General features: G+C 66.8%; 16 protein-coding genes. 8 read left to right on the top strand and 8 right to left on the bottom strand.

Features of this window, described 5'->3' with window-relative positions:
* Both B3E91_RS01415 and fdhD read right to left on the bottom strand, forming a co-directional pair.
* A partial coding sequence (locus B3E91_RS01415; RefSeq protein WP_287028056.1) for a hypothetical protein occupies window positions 1-221 on the bottom strand: 221 nt, incomplete at its 3' end.
* The gene (gene fdhD / locus B3E91_RS01410) at window positions 218-1063 is read right to left on the bottom strand and encodes a formate dehydrogenase accessory sulfurtransferase FdhD (RefSeq protein ID WP_287028055.1); all 846 of its coding nucleotides are present in this window, start codon (window positions 1061-1063) and stop codon (window positions 218-220) included. The genes B3E91_RS01415 and fdhD, both read right to left, overlap by 4 nt.
* 261 nt (window positions 1064-1324) lie before the next feature.
* Here fdhD and B3E91_RS01405 point away from each other — a divergent pair, with 261 nt between their 5' ends.
* Window positions 1325-1813 carry an N-acetyltransferase gene (locus B3E91_RS01405; RefSeq protein WP_287028054.1) on the top strand — a complete coding sequence of 163 codons (489 nt, stop codon included), beginning with the start codon at window positions 1325-1327 and terminating at the stop codon, window positions 1811-1813.
* 95 nt (window positions 1814-1908) lie between these two features.
* Here the strand turns inward: B3E91_RS01405 and B3E91_RS01400 are convergent, their stop codons facing one another.
* The gene (locus B3E91_RS01400; protein WP_282340622.1) at window positions 1909-2820 is read right to left on the bottom strand and encodes an acyltransferase; all 912 of its coding nucleotides are present in this window, start codon (window positions 2818-2820) and stop codon (window positions 1909-1911) included.
* Between the two features lie 151 nt (window positions 2821-2971).
* On the opposite strand from B3E91_RS01400, the gene B3E91_RS01395 reads away from it, so the two are divergent.
* The 7 genes from B3E91_RS01395 (at window position 2972) to B3E91_RS01365 (ending at window position 10094) form a co-directional block, all read left to right on the top strand.
* The gene (locus tag B3E91_RS01395) at window positions 2972-4204 is read left to right on the top strand and encodes an HD-GYP domain-containing protein (RefSeq protein ID WP_287028052.1); all 1233 of its coding nucleotides are present in this window, start codon (window positions 2972-2974) and stop codon (window positions 4202-4204) included.
* Between the two features lie 111 nt (window positions 4205-4315).
* Window positions 4316-4840 (top strand): ATP-dependent zinc protease, encoded by a 525-nt coding sequence (locus tag B3E91_RS01390; protein WP_273233695.1) that lies wholly within the window; start codon window positions 4316-4318, stop codon window positions 4838-4840.
* 98 nt (window positions 4841-4938) lie between these two features.
* On the top strand, window positions 4939-6969 hold the full coding sequence (locus tag B3E91_RS01385; RefSeq protein ID WP_287028051.1) for a methyl-accepting chemotaxis protein: 2031 nt from the start codon (window positions 4939-4941) through the stop codon (window positions 6967-6969).
* Between the two features lie 381 nt (window positions 6970-7350).
* Complete coding sequence (locus B3E91_RS01380; protein WP_273233697.1) at window positions 7351-7593, top strand: hypothetical protein; 243 nt, start codon at window positions 7351-7353, stop codon at window positions 7591-7593.
* Window positions 7593-7796 carry a hypothetical protein gene (locus tag B3E91_RS01375; protein WP_287028050.1) on the top strand — a complete coding sequence of 68 codons (204 nt, stop codon included), beginning with the start codon at window positions 7593-7595 and terminating at the stop codon, window positions 7794-7796. Before B3E91_RS01380 ends, B3E91_RS01375 begins: the two co-directional genes overlap by 1 nt.
* A gap of 254 nt (window positions 7797-8050) precedes the next feature.
* Entirely contained in the window at window positions 8051-8317 is a 267-nt protein-coding gene (locus B3E91_RS01370) for a DUF4212 domain-containing protein (RefSeq protein WP_273233699.1), read from the top strand.
* Between the two features lie 10 nt (window positions 8318-8327).
* Entirely contained in the window at window positions 8328-10094 is a 1767-nt protein-coding gene (locus B3E91_RS01365) for a sodium:solute symporter family protein (RefSeq protein WP_273233700.1), read from the top strand.
* Window positions 10095-10141: 47 nt separating this feature from the next.
* Here B3E91_RS01365 and B3E91_RS01360 read toward each other — a convergent pair whose 3' ends face one another.
* From B3E91_RS01360 to B3E91_RS01340, 5 genes are all read right to left on the bottom strand, one after another.
* Window positions 10142-10312 (bottom strand): hypothetical protein, encoded by a 171-nt coding sequence (locus tag B3E91_RS01360; RefSeq protein ID WP_287028049.1) that lies wholly within the window; start codon window positions 10310-10312, stop codon window positions 10142-10144.
* Window positions 10309-11439, bottom strand: coding sequence for a PepSY-associated TM helix domain-containing protein (locus B3E91_RS01355; RefSeq protein WP_287028048.1), 1131 nt, complete (start codon window positions 11437-11439; stop codon window positions 10309-10311). The genes B3E91_RS01360 and B3E91_RS01355 overlap by 4 nt, the downstream gene beginning before the upstream one ends.
* Window positions 11440-11509: 70 nt before the next feature.
* Complete coding sequence (locus B3E91_RS01350; RefSeq protein WP_287028047.1) at window positions 11510-13927, bottom strand: TonB-dependent receptor; 2418 nt, start codon at window positions 13925-13927, stop codon at window positions 11510-11512.
* 105 nt (window positions 13928-14032) lie between these two features.
* Entirely contained in the window at window positions 14033-15007 is a 975-nt protein-coding gene (locus tag B3E91_RS01345; RefSeq protein ID WP_287028046.1) for a FecR family protein, read from the bottom strand.
* Window positions 15004-15522 (bottom strand): RNA polymerase sigma factor, encoded by a 519-nt coding sequence (locus B3E91_RS01340; RefSeq protein WP_287028045.1) that lies wholly within the window; start codon window positions 15520-15522, stop codon window positions 15004-15006. Before B3E91_RS01340 ends, B3E91_RS01345 begins: the two co-directional genes overlap by 4 nt.
* Between the last annotated feature and the right edge of the window lie 82 nt (window positions 15523-15604).

Genomic DNA, 15604 nt, shown 5'->3' with positions numbered 1-15604 from the left:
CCGTTCTCGCAGAACTTGACCATGCCGTTCTCCGGCGAGTCGCCCCAGGCGCAGCCCGGGCAGTCGAAACCGCCGTTCTGGTTGGTCTTGAGCAGCGCGCGGAGGTTCTTGAACGGCTGTTTGCTGTCCAGCCAGAAGCGCGTGACGCTGGCCAGCGCACCCCAGCCGGCGGCCGGGCCTTTGTAGGGGCGGTACTGCGGATCGATCTTTTGCAGGCTCATGTCGGCGATTCGTCTTCGCTGGGCGCCGGGCTGTAGACCCGTGGCGCGCTGTGTTGGGGCAGATGGATGAGGTTAAGGTTGTGCCGCCGCGCCCACTGCACGGCGAGGCCGGTGGGCGAGGAGAAACTGACCAGGCTGTGCAGGCCGGCGCGCAGCGCCTTGTGGATCAGTTCCAGGCTGCAGCGGCTGGTGACCACGGCTACCCCGCCCGTCGTGGCGATGGCCTGGCGTTGCAGTGCGCCGATCAGCTTGTCCAGGGCGTTGTGCCGACCGATGTCCTCGCGACCCAGCAGCAGTTCGCCACGGGCATCCATGAACAGCGCCGCATGCACCGCGCCGCAGTGCTGGCCCAGCGGCTGGAATTCGCCGATGCGCTGGCGCAGGCCGTCCAGCCACTGTGCCGGCGGCAGCGGGGTCGGCGTCAGTACCGGCAGGTCAGGCAGCGCCTGTTCCAGCGCCTCGACGCCACACAGCCCGCAGCCGCTGCTGCCGGCGACGTTGCGGCGTTGCCGCTTGAGTTGCCAGAAGGCGCGGCTGGCGATCTGCACCTGCGCCTGACGGGCGTCGCCGTCGCCGGAAATGACGATGTCGTAGAGCTCGTCGGGCGAGGCGACGATGCCGGCGGCGAGGCTGAAGCCGACCACGAAGTCCTCCAAGTCGGCGGGGGAGACCAGCATCACCGCCTGGTTCAGGCCGTTGTAGGAAATCGCCAGGGCAATTTCCTCGGCCAGTTCGGCAGGGCTTTCGGCCTGGTCGTCCAGGCCATGGAACCGGTAACGCTGGCTGGCGGCGGCAACGGGCGCGGGCAGGCGGCGCACCGTTGAACGTCTCGGGGCGTTCATAGGCAAGGCTCGGTGTCGTTATGGAAACGAGACTAGGGCAGATTGTCGCACCCCGTCTAATCGTTAGGACCGATGCGGCGATAGAGGCGTTCGATGAGTTGCGCCAGCGTGGCCGACAGGCGATGCGGGGGAACACCGGGCGGGGTCCGACGCTCAAAGCCGTGAGCGCCGGGCAAACGGCGCTCGGGAAGGAACAAAGGAACACATGTCTGCCCGGAGGGCGCGGTACCCCGTATCGATCGACAAATGGAGACTTTCAGGATGATCAGGAAAGCGACCCCGGCCGATCTGCCGGCCCTGCTCGACATCTGGCTCGAAGCCACGCAACAGGCGCACGACTTCATCGAACCCTCCTTCTGGGAAGGCAAATTCGAGGACATGCGCGACCACTATCTCCCCAGCGCGGACGTCTGGCTCTACGAGCGTGACGGCCGGCCGCTCGGGTTCTTCGCCTTGCAGGAACACATCCTAGCCGCGCTGTTCGTCAGCCCTTCCGAACATGGCCAGGGCATCGGCTCGGCGCTGCTGGAGAAGGCGCGCAGCATGACCGACGGGCTGGAGTTGTCGGTCTACGAGCGCAACAGCGAGGCAGTGGCGTTCTACCAGAAGCACGGCTTCTGCCAGATCGACCTGCGTACCGACCAGCGTGCGGGGCACGTGGAACTGGTGATGCTCGATTGCGCGCAGATGGACGGCGCCGAGCGGCGCGCGGCCGATCGCGAGGCGGTGGAGTTGATGCAGCCGGGTTGAGGAGGTTTGGACTTTTTGCAGCTGTGCAGCACCGTAGGATGGGTCGAGCGAAGCGACACCCATCGCCTCGCGGCATGACTTGGGTATCGCTGCGCTCAACCCAACCTACGGCCTGACGGCTCAGCCTCCGCCTTCAGCCGCTCGATCCGTTCATCCTTCTCCGCCCACAACCCGCTCACCCATTCCTGCACCTGCCGGCGGAAGTCGGGGTCGTTCTCGTAGTCGCCGCGCCACAGCGCGGGGTCCAGCGGTAGCGTGCGGATGTCCACGATCACCCGCGGCACCCGCCCGCAGAGCAGGTCCCAGAAGCCTGGCGTGGGCGTCTGCGGGTAGACCAGGGTGACGTCGAGGATGGCATCCAGCTGCTCGCCCAGCGCGGCGAGGACGAAGGCCACGCCGCCGGCCTTGGGCTTGAGCAGGTGACGGTAGGGCGAGCCTTGTGCCGCGCGCTTGGCCGGCGTGAAGCGCGTGCCTTCGAGGTAGTTGACCACGGTCACCGGCAGGCGCTTGAAGCGCTCGCAGGCGGCGCGGGTGATGGCCAGGTCCTGGCCGCGCAGGTGCGGGTTCTTCTCCAGGAAGGCCTTCGAGTAGCGCTTCATGAACGGGTAGTCCAGCGCCCAGAACGCAAGGCCGAGGAAGGGCACCCAGATCAGCTCCTTCTTCAGGAAGAACTTGAAGTAGGGCGTCTTGCGGTTGAAGGCCTGCACCAGCGCCGGGATGTCGACCCAGGACTGGTGATTGCTGATGACCAGGTAGGAAGTGTCCATGCGCAGCTCGCCGCCGCCGCGGATGTCCCAGTGCGTCGGCGTGCACAGGGCGAAGATCGCCTTGTCGATTTCGGCCCAGGTCTCGGCGACCCACATCACCCCGCGCGAGCAGCGATCACGCAGCGCCTGGTTCGGCGCGATCCGTTTGAACAGGGCGATCAGCAGCAGCGGGCCGATCAGGACGAGGGTGTTGAACAGCAGCAGAAGGGTGGTGACGACGCCGGTCAGCGGGGCTCTCATCGGCCTCTTCTCCGTGGCTATGTGCGGTCGGGGAATCATACCCAGCGCCGGCGCTCGTCCCAAGCCAATGGCGTTACAGGGCTTTTATGCAGCGATGCCTTTGGGCCATCATGGCGGCGCGACCATACGGTCATTCTCATCGGGTGCCAGCGTGCTTAAACGTATCGCTTTGACCGAACTGCGTATCGGCATGTTCATTCACGAATTTTCCGGCTCATGGATGGAGCACCCCTTCTGGAAGAGCCGGTTTCTCCTCGAGAACCCTAAGGATCTGCAACGCATCCGCGACAGCGGCATCGGCGAGCTGTGGATCGACACGGCCAAAGGGCTGGACGTGCCGGGTGGGGAGACCGTCGACGAGGTCAAGGCACAGACCGATGCGCGCTTGCTGGCCGCAGTGACGACGCCGACGGTGCCTCCGCCGCGCGCCAGCCTCGAGGAGGAAGTCGCCCGCGCGCAGAAGCTCTGCTCGCACTCGCGGCGGGCGGTGATGGAGATGTTCCAGGACGCGCGGATGGGCCAAGCGGTGAACGTCGAGCAGGTCGGCCAGCTGGTCCGGGACATCACCGCCTCGGTGATGCGCCATCCGCACGCGCTCATCAGCCTGGCGCGCCTGAAGAGCGCCGACGAATACACCTACATGCACTCGGTGGCGGTGTGCGCGCTGATGATCGCGCTGGCGCGCCAGCTTGAGCTGAGCGATGCGCATATCCAGGAGGCCGGTGTCGCCGGACTGCTGCACGACATCGGCAAGATGGCGATCCCCAGCGAAGTGCTGAACAAGCCCGGCAAGCTCACCGACGAGGAATTCCGCCGCGTTTGCGACCATCCACAGGCCGGCACCGACATCCTGCTGGAGTGCAAGCAGGTCAGCGCGCTGGTGATCGACGTCTGCCTGCACCACCACGAGAAGATCGACGGAACCGGCTATCCGCACCGTCTGGCCGGCGATCAGATCAGCCTTTTCGCGCGGATGGCCGCGGTCTGCGACGTGTACGACGCGATCACCTCCAACCGCCCGTACAAGCGCGGCTGGGACCCGGCCGAGTCGATCCGCAAGATGGCCGAGTGGTGTCACCGGCATTTCGACGAAACGGTGTTTCAGGCGTTCGTCAAATCGGTCGGCATCTATCCGGTCGGTTCGCTGGTGCGCCTGGACAGCGGCCGCCTGGGCGTGGTCATCGAACAGAACGAGAAGTCCCTGCTGTCTCCGCGGGTGCGGGTGTTCTTCAACGCCAGGACCAACACGCACCTGGCGCGCGAGGTCGTCGACCTGGCCAAGCTGGTCGGCCGCGACAAGATCGTCGGCCGCGAATCCCCGGCGCAGTGGGGTTTCCGCGACCTCGACGAACTGTGGTCGGGGGGCGCCACTTGCGGCTTCTGAGACGCCACCCTTCCGCGTAGCGCCACGAGCGGCGTACCCTGTGCGCCCGCTGCGCTGAACCCCGTCCGCCAGCCGCCGTCTTAGACTATCCGCGCCCTTTGGAGAACCTGCGTGAAAGCCATTCTCGCCCTGCTGGCCCTGAGCGCCGTGCTGCCCGCCGTCGCCGATGAGCAAGAGCAACCGACCCTCTATGGGCGCAACGAGTACGTGCGCTTGCCGGAACTGGGCAAGACCCTGCGCGCCAAGCTCGATACCGGTGCGCTGAACGCCTCGCTGTCGGCCAAGGACATCGAGCGCTTCGAGCGCGATGGCGAGGACTGGGTGCGTTTCCGCCTGGCCAGCAAGGGTGCCGACGACACGCTCTACGAACACAGGCTGGCGCGCATCGGCAAGATCAAGAACCGTGCAGGCGAGCAATCCGCCGACGAGGAGGAAGACGCCGGAGTCGAGGTCAGCAAGCGTCCGGTGATCGATCTCGAACTGTGCCTGGGCACCGTCAAGGAGACCGTCGAAGTCAACCTGGCGGACCGCAGCAACTTCATCTATCCGCTGCTGCTGGGCGCCAAGACCCTGCGCGAGCTGGGCGCGGCGGTGGACCCGGCGCGGCGCTTCACCACCCGCAAGCCGGAATGCTGAGCCTCACGACCAACTGCGCAGCCAGGCGGCCTGCAACTTGCTAGCATTACGACATCATGGCGCCAGAAGACTGGCGTGATCGTTGTCGAGGTGTGCTGATGGGCGCTTTACTGGTACCGGGGATGCGCGTTCTGGAACGTTTCAGTTTCGCGCGCAAGTTTCAGCTGCTGTTCCTGCTTTTCGTGTTGCCCCTGTGCTTCGCCGCCTGGGTGATCGTCAGCGATTTCACCGCCAAGCTGGACGTGGTGGCGAAGGAACGCGGCGGCATGCGCGCGATGCAGGCGCTGGACGCGGTGCAGCAGGCGATGGTCGAGCAGCGCAACCTGTTCGCCCGCTGGAAAGGCACCGAGGAGCCGGCCAAAGCGGGGTTCGAGCAGCAGGCCGGCGAACTCGACCGCGCCCTGCAGGAGGCCGCCCGCCGCATCGCCCAGGAAGGTTTCACCGCGCAGACCGACCAGCATCTGCAGGCGCTGCAGGCCTTGCGTAGCGAGCTGGCGGTCGACCGGCTGGGCAAGATGGCCCTGCCCGACGGGCTCGAGCGCTATCAGAAATTCCTCCTGCAACTGCAACGCCTGCGTGACCAGGTCGCCACCGACAGCGGCCTGATCCTCGACCCGTGGCTCGACACCTACCTGATGATGGACCAGCTCACCGCCAGCCTGCCGCGTGCGCTGGAGCGCCTCGGCAGTTTCTTCGCACAGGGCCACGGCGCGGTCGTCTCGCAGCATTTCACCCTGCAGAGCCGGGTGGTGATCCGCGACCTGCGCCGCGCGCTGGACGATTCCCGCGCCAGCCTGCAGAAGACCGCCGCCACCCTCGCCCAGGATGCGCCCTGGGTGATGGCCGACCTGCGCCAGCCCTACGACACGGCGCTGCAGGGCCTGGACGCCTATACCCAGCGAATCGATCGTGAGGTCTTCGAGAGCAACCCGATCGCCATCGCCCCGGCCCCGTTCGCCGCCGCCAGCGACACCCTGCGCGACCAGTTGCTCGGTCTGCAGCAGGCGCTCTACGGCGTGTTCGAGGCGCGCATGGCGAGCTACCGGGAGGACGCGTTGCACAGCCTGCTGCAGGTGATCGGCGCCTTCGCCGTGCTGGCGCTGATCGCGCTCTACGTGCTGCTGTGCCTGAACGCCTCGATCCGTCGCAGCACGGCGAGCATCACCGAGGCGGCCCAGGGGCTGCGCGACGGCGACCTGCGCGTGCGCGTCGCGGTGCATGGCGAGGATGACCTGGCGCAGATCGCGGTGGCCCTCAACGCCGCCGTCCTGCAGTTGCGCGACAGCCTGAAGGGCGTCGACGACGAGAGCCACCAGCTCGGCGACACGGTGCACCAGCTGTATGCCCAGGCGCAGGATTCCCTGGGCGAAGTTGAGCAGCAGCAGGTCCAGCTGAGCCAGATCGCCACCGCCGCGACGCAACTTGCCGCCACCGCGCAGAGCGTCGCGCAGAGTTGCGAGGAAGCGGCGGTGGACGCCGTGCAGACCCGCGAGGTCGCCATGCAGAGCCGCCAGCGCAGCACGCGGACCGGCGCCAGCATGCATCAGCTCGGCGAGCGCCTGGGCGAGGCCTCGGTCACCCTTGGGCAACTGCGCGAGCAGGCGCAGCAAATCAACCGCATCGTCGACGTGATCAAGGGCATCGCCGAGCAGACCAACCTGCTGGCGCTCAACGCGGCCATCGAGGCGGCCCGCGCCGGCGAGCAGGGCCGCGGCTTCGCGGTGGTCGCCGACGAAGTGCGCAGCCTGTCGCAGCGTACCCAGGAGTCGACCAAGGAAATCGGCCAGACCGTCGGCGACCTGCAGAGCGTGGTCGGCCAGGCGGTGGCGCTGATGGAGGAAGCCAACCGCCAGGCCGAGGGCGACGTCGGCAGCGTGCTGGCGATGGGCGGCGATCTGGAGCACATCGCCGAGTCCGTGCAGCGCGTCAGCGACCGCCTCGCGCAGATCGCCACCGCCGCCGAGCAGCAGGCCGCCACGGCGGACGAGGTGAGCGGCAACATCCAGCAGATCGACCAGGCGGCAAGCCAGTTGCTGAGCGGCGCGCAGTCGGTCAGCGGCGCGGCGGAGCAGATGCAGCGTGGCAGCGAGGGGCTGCGGCGCAACACCGGGCGTTTCCAGCTGAGCTGAGCCGACGGGAGGCGACGAAGCGAAGCGGCACCATTTCGTTTCGCCGGCGTCATAACCCTTGAGAGCCAGTCAGGACAGGACATTCCTCATGCTGCTAGACATCTTGCTGTGGGCCGGTCTGGTCGCCTTTTTCCTCGGCGGTCTGTACGTGAACCCGAAATGGAAAGAACGTAACGACGCCTGATGCGCGCATCCGATCGTCTGCCTTCTTCCGCCTGACGGCGAGCGCCGCTCGCCGGCCTCCGTGCGCGCCAACCCTGGCACCTTGCGCGCCCCCGCGTTCAACCTGTGAAACCCTGCCTGCCCGGTGGACAGCCCCGTGGCGATGCGGTTAGCGTCGTCGCGCCGGGACAGCCGCCCGGTGGCCACCACGGGTTTTGCATGAGCGAACGCAACGAGCAGCACAAGCACCTTTCCGCACGGCCTGCGGCGCCCTCGCAGGATGAGGGCGAGGCGCGCCGGAAACGGCTTTCCCGACAGCGCTTTCTCCTGCGTTCCGGCCTGGTCGGTTTCGCCATCGCCGGCGTCGCCGGCTACCTGATTTCCGGCGATCCGCTGCCGGTCGCCTGGCTCGGCATGGTGCTGGGCGCGGCGGCCGGCTGGGGCTGGCTCAGGGTGCGCTGATGGACACTGCTTCGCTGCTCTGGGGGATGCTGTTCAGCGCCTTTGGCCTGGCCTATTTCGTCTACGGCAAGAAGCAGGGCAAGGCGGTGCCGCTGGTCTGCGGCATCGCGCTGATGGTCTTCCCCTATTTCGTCGACAGCGACCTGCTCCTGGCCGGCATCGGTCTGACACTGCTGGCGGTGCCGCTGGTCGTCCGTAGCTGATCTGGCTGAGGCGTGCGCCCCAGGCTCCCGGATACGCCTGCGGACGGCGTCCTGCGCGCCTTTTCGCGGCCGTAGTGTTAGTGGATGTTTCCATTCGCACGCCGGAACGGGCGGGCGGTGCGCCTGCAAGCCCCGGACTAGACGCATGAAGCTCTGAGCGTGGAAATTGGCGTTCGACCAACGTCGAACGGCGGGCGCCCGCGTGGCTGCTAGGTTCCTGAAGCGATAACAAAAACAATAACAGGAGATCCGACATGTCTTTCAGCAAGCAAGAAGCCGCACGCGCCTACTGGAAAGAAAACCTCCGCTGGATGCTCATCCTGCTGGTCATCTGGTTCGTCGTCTCCTTCCTTTTCGGCGTGCTCATGGTCGATGCGCTCAACGCCTTTTCCTTCTTCGGTTTCCCGCTCGGGTTCTGGTTCGCCCAGCAGGGTTCCATCTACGTGTTCGTGATCGAGATCTTCTTCTACGTGTGGAAGATGAATCAGCTCGATCGCAAGTACGACGTCCACGAAGAGTGAGGGCCTACGCATGGATACCCAGACCCTGATCTACCTGATCGTCGGCGCCACCTTCGCGCTGTACATCGGCATCGCGCTCTACACCCGCGCGGCTTCCACCAGCGAGTACTACGTTGCCAGCAAGGGCGTGCATCCGATACTCAATGGCATGGCCACCGGCGCCGACTGGATGTCGGCGGCATCCTTCATCTCCATGGCCGGGATCATCGCCTTCGCCGGATACGACGGCTCGGTCTACCTGATGGGCTGGACCGGCGGTTACGTGCTGCTGGCAATGTGCCTGGCGCCGTACCTGCGCAAGTTCGGCAAGTTCACCGTGCCCGAATTCATCGGTACGCGTTACTACTCGCAGACCGCGCGGGTGGTGGCGGTGATCTGCGTGATCTTCATTTCCTTCACCTACGTGGCCGGGCAGATGCGTGGCGTGGGCATCGTCTTCTCGCGCTACCTCGAGGTGGACATCAACACCGGCGTGATGATCGGCATGGCCATCGTGTTCTTCTACTCCGTGCTCGGCGGGATGAAGGGCATCACCTACACCCAGGTGGCGCAGTACTGCGTAATGATCTTCGCCTACATGGTCCCGGCGATCTTCATCTCGATGATGATCACCGGTAATCCGATCCCTCAGTTGGGCTTCGGCAGCGAAGTCCTCGGCACCGGGCAGAGTGTGCTGGAACGTCTCAACGGGCTGGGCGCGGAGCTGGGATTCGCGGCCTATACCAACGGCACCAAGTCAACCACCGATGTGTTCTTCATCACCATGGCGCTAATGGTCGGTACCGCTGGCCTGCCCCACGTGATCGTGCGTTTCTTCACCACCCCGACGGTGAAGGATGCGCGCAAGTCGGCCGGTTACGCGCTGCTCTTCATCGCGGTGCTCTACACCACGGCCCCGGCGGTTGCCGCGTTTGCCCGCACCAACCTTCTCACCAGTGTCCCCAACGTTAGCTACGAGCAGGTGCCCGGCTGGTTCAAGACCTGGGAAAGCGCCGGCCTGATTGCCTGGATGGACAAGAACGATGACGGCGTCATCCAGTACGGGCCCGGCGCGGCCTTCGCCGGCAAGCCGACCTTCACCGCCGAGCGCGGCGAGGTGGGCCAGCGCGTGTTGTCCAATCAGGGTACGGCGGCGGCCAACGAGCTTTACGTGGACAACGACATCATGGTGTTGGCCAACCCGGAGATCGCCGGACTCCCGGGCTGGGTCATCGCGCTGATCGCCGCCGGGGGGCTGGCGGCGGCGCTGTCCACGGCGGCGGGGCTGCTGCTGGTGATCTCGACGTCGATTTCCCATGACCTGCTCAAAAGCAACCTGGTGCCGGGCATCAGCGAGAAGAAGGAACTGCTCGCGGCACGGATCGCCGCGGGTGTCGCGGTGGTGATTGCCGGCCTGTTCGGTATCTACCCGCCGGCGTTCGTCGCCCAGGTGGTGGCCTTCGCCTTCGGCCTTGCCGCCGCGTCCTTCTTCCCGGCCATCGTCATGGGCATTTTCTCCAAGCGGATGAACAAGGAAGGTGCGATCGCCGGCATGGTGGTGGGCCTGGCGTTCACCTTCAGCTACATCGTCTACTACAAGTTCATCAATCCCACGGCAACCGCCGCGGATTGGTGGTTCGGCATATCGCCGGAGGGCATCGGTACGCTGGGGATGATCTTCAACTTCATCGTCGCGCTCGCGGTATCGCGCATGACCGCACCACCGCCGGAGGACATCCAGCACCTGATCGAGGATATTCGCGTTCCGCGCGGTGCCGGCGCGGCCATCGATCACTGACGTCTGTGCCAGAGCCGGGCGCCCCGTTTAAACGGGGCGCCCTTGTTTTATCCGCGGCGCAGCAACGGCCAGCTCCCGAGCAGCGCCGGAACGCCGAGGCCGAGCCAGGCCACCCCGTCCCACACACCGTCGCCGAGCAGTGCGCAGAACAGGCCGATGGCGCTGCCCAGGCCGACCAGCACGGGCAGGGCGAAGGTCGAGCGACGCAGGCGCTTCATGCGTCCGCCCCGGCCGTTCGCGGGCTACCCATGGGCACGCGGCGGCGCACCCACCAGAGGTACAGGCCGCTGCCGAGGACGATGATCGTCAGCACGTCCAGCACGGCCCACAGCACCTTCATCGGCATGCCGCCGTAGTCGCCGAAATGCAGCGGCTGCGACATGCCCAGCGCGTCCATGTACCAGGGCCGCGCGACCACCGCGGTGACGCCGAGGGTCTTCGCATCGATCAGCACCGGGGTGAACAGGTGCGAGGTCAGCGGCGTGTTGCCGTTCATGAACACCGTGTAGTGGTGCTCGCTGGAGAACCGTGTGCCGGGGAAGGCGATGAAGTCCGGCTGGCTGTCGGGCGCCGCCGTGCGGGCGATCTCCAGCAGCCGGCTGGCCGGCGCGCGGTCGTCGAGCGGCGGAGCGTTGCGGTAGGGCGCCAGCATCGCGGTCAGCGCATCCTGCCGCCAGGCGGCGATCAGCAGGTCGGCGCAGGCGCTGATCACCCCGGTGACGCCGACCGCCAGCGCCCAGACCAGGGTGACGATGCCGATCAGGTTGTGCAGGTCCAGCCAGCGCAGCCGGGTGGAGCGGTCTCGGCGTACCTGGGCGAACCGCTGGCGGCGCATGAAGGGCGCGTAGAGCACGACGCCGGAGATGAGGGCGACGATGAACAGCAGCCCCATGGACGCCAGCAGCAGCTTGCCCGGCAGCCCGGCGAACAGGTCGACGTGCAGGCGCAGGATGAACAGCATCAGGCCGCCATTCGCCGAAGGCATTTCCAGGGCCTCTCCGGTGCGCGCATCGAGCAGGAAGGTGTGCGAATCGTTCGGATCGCTGCCGGCCGTGGCCGCGCTGATCGCCATCACCGCGTCGGGCTCGTCGTCTTCCCAGGCGAGGTACTGCACCACCTCGCCGGGCCGGTGCGCCTCGGCGGCCTGTACCAGTCGCTGCAGGTCCAGGTGCGGCGTATCCGCCGGCAGCTCGCGCAGCGTGGGCGCATCGCCGAGCAGGTGGTCGATCTCGTGATGGAAGATCAGCGGCAGACCGGTCAGCGCCAGCATCAGCAGGAACAGCGTGCAGATCAGGCTGCTCCAGGTGTGGACGAAGGACCAGCGGCGGATTGTCTTGGCGTGCATCGGGGGTTCCGTGGAAAACGCCGGAGCCGGCTCCCGGAGCGGCTCGCGCGCGAAACGGGGTGGCGGCGGTTCAGAACTCCATTTCCGCCGAGAAGGTCAGGGTGCGCGGATCGCCCAGGTAGTAGCTGTTCAGCCAGTAGGACTTGTCCGCCAGGTTGCTGACGTTGGTGCGCAGGGTCAGCTTGTTGTCCGCCACCGGCATGCTGTAGCGCGCGCCGAAGTCGAAGGTGGTGAAGGACGGCAGGCTGTAGTTGTTGGCCTCGTCGCTGTACTGCTTGCCGGTGTAGTAGGCGCCGCCGGTGAAGGCGAAGCCGGGCAGGGCGTCGAGGTCGTACTCGGCGTAGACCTTGGCCAGTTGCGAGGCCACGTTGGTCGGCTTGTTGCCGTCGTTCGCCGCCACGTTGGACTTCTTCACCTGCGGGTCGAGCAGGGTGAGGCCGCCGACCAGGGTGAGGTTGGAGGTCACCCTGCCGGTCACGCCGAATTCCAGCCCGGTGTTTTCCTGGCGGCCGTTGGGCGTGTAGACGAAGTTGGTGATGTAGTTGGGCTTGTCGATGTTGAACAGCGCCACGGTGAACAGCGTATCGCCCCAGGTGGCCTTGGCGCCGATTTCGTACTGCTCGCTGACTTCCGGCGGCAGGGCGATGGAGCGGCCGTTGAGGGTCGTGGCGCCACCGGCTTCCAGGCCTTCGATGTAGGTCGCATAGGTGGTCAGCCAGGGCAGCGGTTTGAAGATCAGGGAGTAGTTCGGCGAGGTCTTGGTCTTGGCGTAGGTGCTCACCCCGCTGCCGTAGACGAAGTCGTTGGTGAAGGTGTCGATCTTGCTGTGGGTGAAACCGACGATCGTCGACCACTGGTCGTTGAAGGTGATGACGTCGCCGATCAGCAGGTTCCGGGTTTCGTTGGTGCTGTAGAGGTGCTTGTCGCTGTTGCCGATGCTGTAGGACGGCTTGTCGACCTGCGGGGTTTCGTCGAGCGGGATGTCGCCGACCACCGAGAACTGCGGATAGGGCGGGTACGCGTGGTCGATGTGCTGCTTCACGCGGCGCATGTTGCCCTGGTAGCCGAACGTCACCTTGTGCCCGATGGCGCCGGTGGCGAACGCCGAGTCGAGGAACAGGTAGCCGGAGGTCTCGGCGTTGTCCACCGGGGCGTAGGCATACAGCGGCTGGGTGTAGTTGCCCGGTGCCGATACCGGTGGCGAGGTGCTGTAAATGGTCGGGCCGGTGTAGGTGTATTCCTGGGTGTACTCGGTGTAGGCGAGCGCGCCGCGCAGGCTGAAGACATCGTTCAGGCGCCAGTTGAAGCGGCTGCCGACGCGGTCGCTTTCCGAGTCCGAGAACGCCCACTTCTGGCTGTAGAGCCGGTCGTTGTCCAGGTCGTCCGCATCCGGGCGGCGAGCGCCGTCCTGGACGAACCAGTAGCTGCTCAGGCCGCGCGTCTCGCTCTTCTTGTGCGAGGCGTCGAACTGGATCTGCAGGTCGTCGCTGAGGTTCCAGTCCAGCGCCAGGCTGACCATCTCGCGGCGGCGCTTCTGCAGGTCGATGGCGGTTTCGCCATCCTGGGTCAGCACATTGAGGCGATAGGCGAACCGGCCTTCGGTGTCGATCGGGCCGCCGAAGTCGCCGTGCAGGTAGTAGTTCTCGCCGCCGGCGTTGCCCAGGGTGACGCTGTTGTAGCGCTCGGCCGTCGGCCGCTTGAGCACGTAGTTGACCAGTCCGCCGGGGTTGCCGGGGCCGTAGAGGAAGCCGGAGAGGCCGGTGAGGACCTCGATCTGCTCCATCTCCTCGACGAAGTTGTTGCTGTCGGAATCGGTACTGAAGCGCAGACCGTCGGTGGCCACGTTCAGGTTGCCGGCGCTGCTGAAGCCACGGATCGCCACGGCGCTGGCGTAGCCGGCGTTCTTCGGCGAGTAGAGCTGGGTGAACGGGTTGCGCTTGAAGACGTCGTCGGTGGAGGTCGTCTGGGTGTTGCGCAACTGGTCGCTGGAAACGACGCTGATCGAATACGGCGTGTCCTGCAGGCTCATGCCGCCCAGCGCGCCGACGTTCTTCGCGGCGTCGACGCGGTAGCCGGCGGCCGCGCTGCCGTCGACGGGCGCCGCGGCGCTCGCGGTGACGCTGGATTCGGAAAGCAGCATGGCGCCGCTCTGCTGCACCTCGTCGAGGCTGTAGACGCCGGCGGCGTTGCGCTGCAGTTGCAGGCCGGTGCCGCGCAGGGCCTCGCGCAGGGCGTCCTGGGCATCGAACGAACCGCGCACCGGATTGGACGTGCGGCCGGCGGCCAGCGCCGGGTCGATGCTCAGCGTCAGCCCGGCCTCGGCGGCGATGCGGTTGAGGGTGTTGGCCAGGGACGCGGACGGCAACTGGTAGTCGCGCACGTCGCTGGGGCTGGCGGCTTCCTGGGCCAGCGCGCTACTCCAGGGTTGGCTGGCGAGCAGGGCGGCGACCAGCAGGCTGGGACGGAAAAGGGTTTTCGAGGCGGACATTCGGGAATGGCTCCTGGACAAGAATGAATCTCAATGTCCCTTTGCCGAAGCAAAATCGAAAAGTGATAGGGCGCGGCGAAAATATTTCCGCCGGCGCCATTCCCGTCACTGCTCCTTGGTCGCCGCCGGCACCACCGTCACCCACCAGTCGGTGTGCCGTTCGATGCCCACCGGCAGGCTCGGCGGCAGCGCGGCGAGGGCCAGGTCGCTGTCGTTCAGCGGGAAGCTGCCGGTGATGCGCAGGTCCGCCAGGCGCGGGTCGAGGCCGAGATGACCGCGCCGGTATTCGCCCAGGCGCTCGATCAGCTGGCCCAGCGGCATGTCCTCCACCACCAGCATGCCGCGGCTCCAGGCGTCGGCGGCGACCGGCGCGGGCTGGCTGGCGCCGAGCCCGTCGCCGCGCATCAGCACCTGTTGCCCTTCGCCGATGATGCGTTCCTCGTCGGCCCGTTCCGGGTGCGCGGCGACCGCCGACTTCAGCACGATCAGGCGCGTGCCTTCGGGTTCGCGGCGGACCAGGAAGCGGGTACCGAGGGCGCGCAGATCGCCCTCGGCGGTCTGCACGATGAACGGGCGCGGGTCGCCGTGCGCGGTTTCCACCAGCATCTCGCCGCCGCGCAGGATCACCCGTCGCTCGCGGGCGTCGAAGGCGATATCCAGCGCGCTGCGGCTGTTCAGGCGGATTCGCGTGTGGTCGGGCAGCTCGACGTCGCGCTGTTCGCCGCTGGCGGTGACTTCATCGGCCAGCCAGTCGCTCAGCGGGCGTTGCTGCTGGAGCAGGCCGAGCGTCAGCCCGACCATCAGCAGCAGGCCTAGGGTCGTCCCGCCGAGCCGGCGCAGGCGTCGTCGCACTTCGCCTTCGGCGCGCTGCAGCGCGCGCCGCGCGGGGCCCGACGCGGCGCCGTGCAACTGCTGGTCGATGCCGCCCAGCTGCGCCCAGGCGCGCGCGTTGTCCGGATGCGCGGCGTGCCAGCGGGCGAATGCCTGCTGCTGGCCGTCGTCAGCGCCGGCGCCGAGGTTCAGTTGCCAGGCGATGGCCTCGTCGAGGACGCGCGCGCTGACCGGGCGGGTGTCGATCATGTCGGTTCGCCGTAGAGCGCGATGTAGCACTGGCGCAGGCCCTGGGCCAGGTACTGGCGCACGCGTGGCACCGAGACGCCAAGGCGCCCGGCGATCTCGGCGTGGCTCATGCCGTCGAGGCGGCTGTGCAGGAACGCGGCGCGGGCGCGGGTCGACAACGTGGCGAGCAGACGCTCGACCTCACGCAGGGCCTGCAGGATCTGCAACTGCTCCTCGGCGCTGGGCTGCAGCGCCTCGGGTTGGGCGGCGAGTTCGTCCAGGTAGGCGCGTTCCAGCGCGCTGCGCCGGAAGTGGTCGATCAGCAGGCCCTTGGCGATGGTGCGCAGCAGCGCGCGCGGCTCGCGCGGCGCTTGCAGATCCTGGCGGGCGAGCAGGCGCAGGAAGGTGTCCTGGCTGAGGTCCTCGGCGCGCTGCGGGCAGTTGAGGCTGCGCCGCAACCAGGCGAGCAGCCAGTCGCGATGACCGCGATACAGCAGTCCGACCAACTCGTGGTTCGGCGATTGCCCGGTCGACACGACCAGCCTCCATTGCGCACGCTGGCCGCAAAACGAGAATTATTCGCACATGATCGCAAATGTCGTTGGTGCCCGCAATGCC

Source organism: Pseudomonas sp. UBA6310, assembly GCF_002438225.1.
Taxonomy (GTDB): domain Bacteria; phylum Pseudomonadota; class Gammaproteobacteria; order Pseudomonadales; family Pseudomonadaceae; genus Pseudomonas_O; species Pseudomonas_O kuykendallii.
The sequence above is the reverse complement of the archived record's forward strand: the minus strand, read 5'-3'. Positions and strand labels throughout refer to the sequence as shown.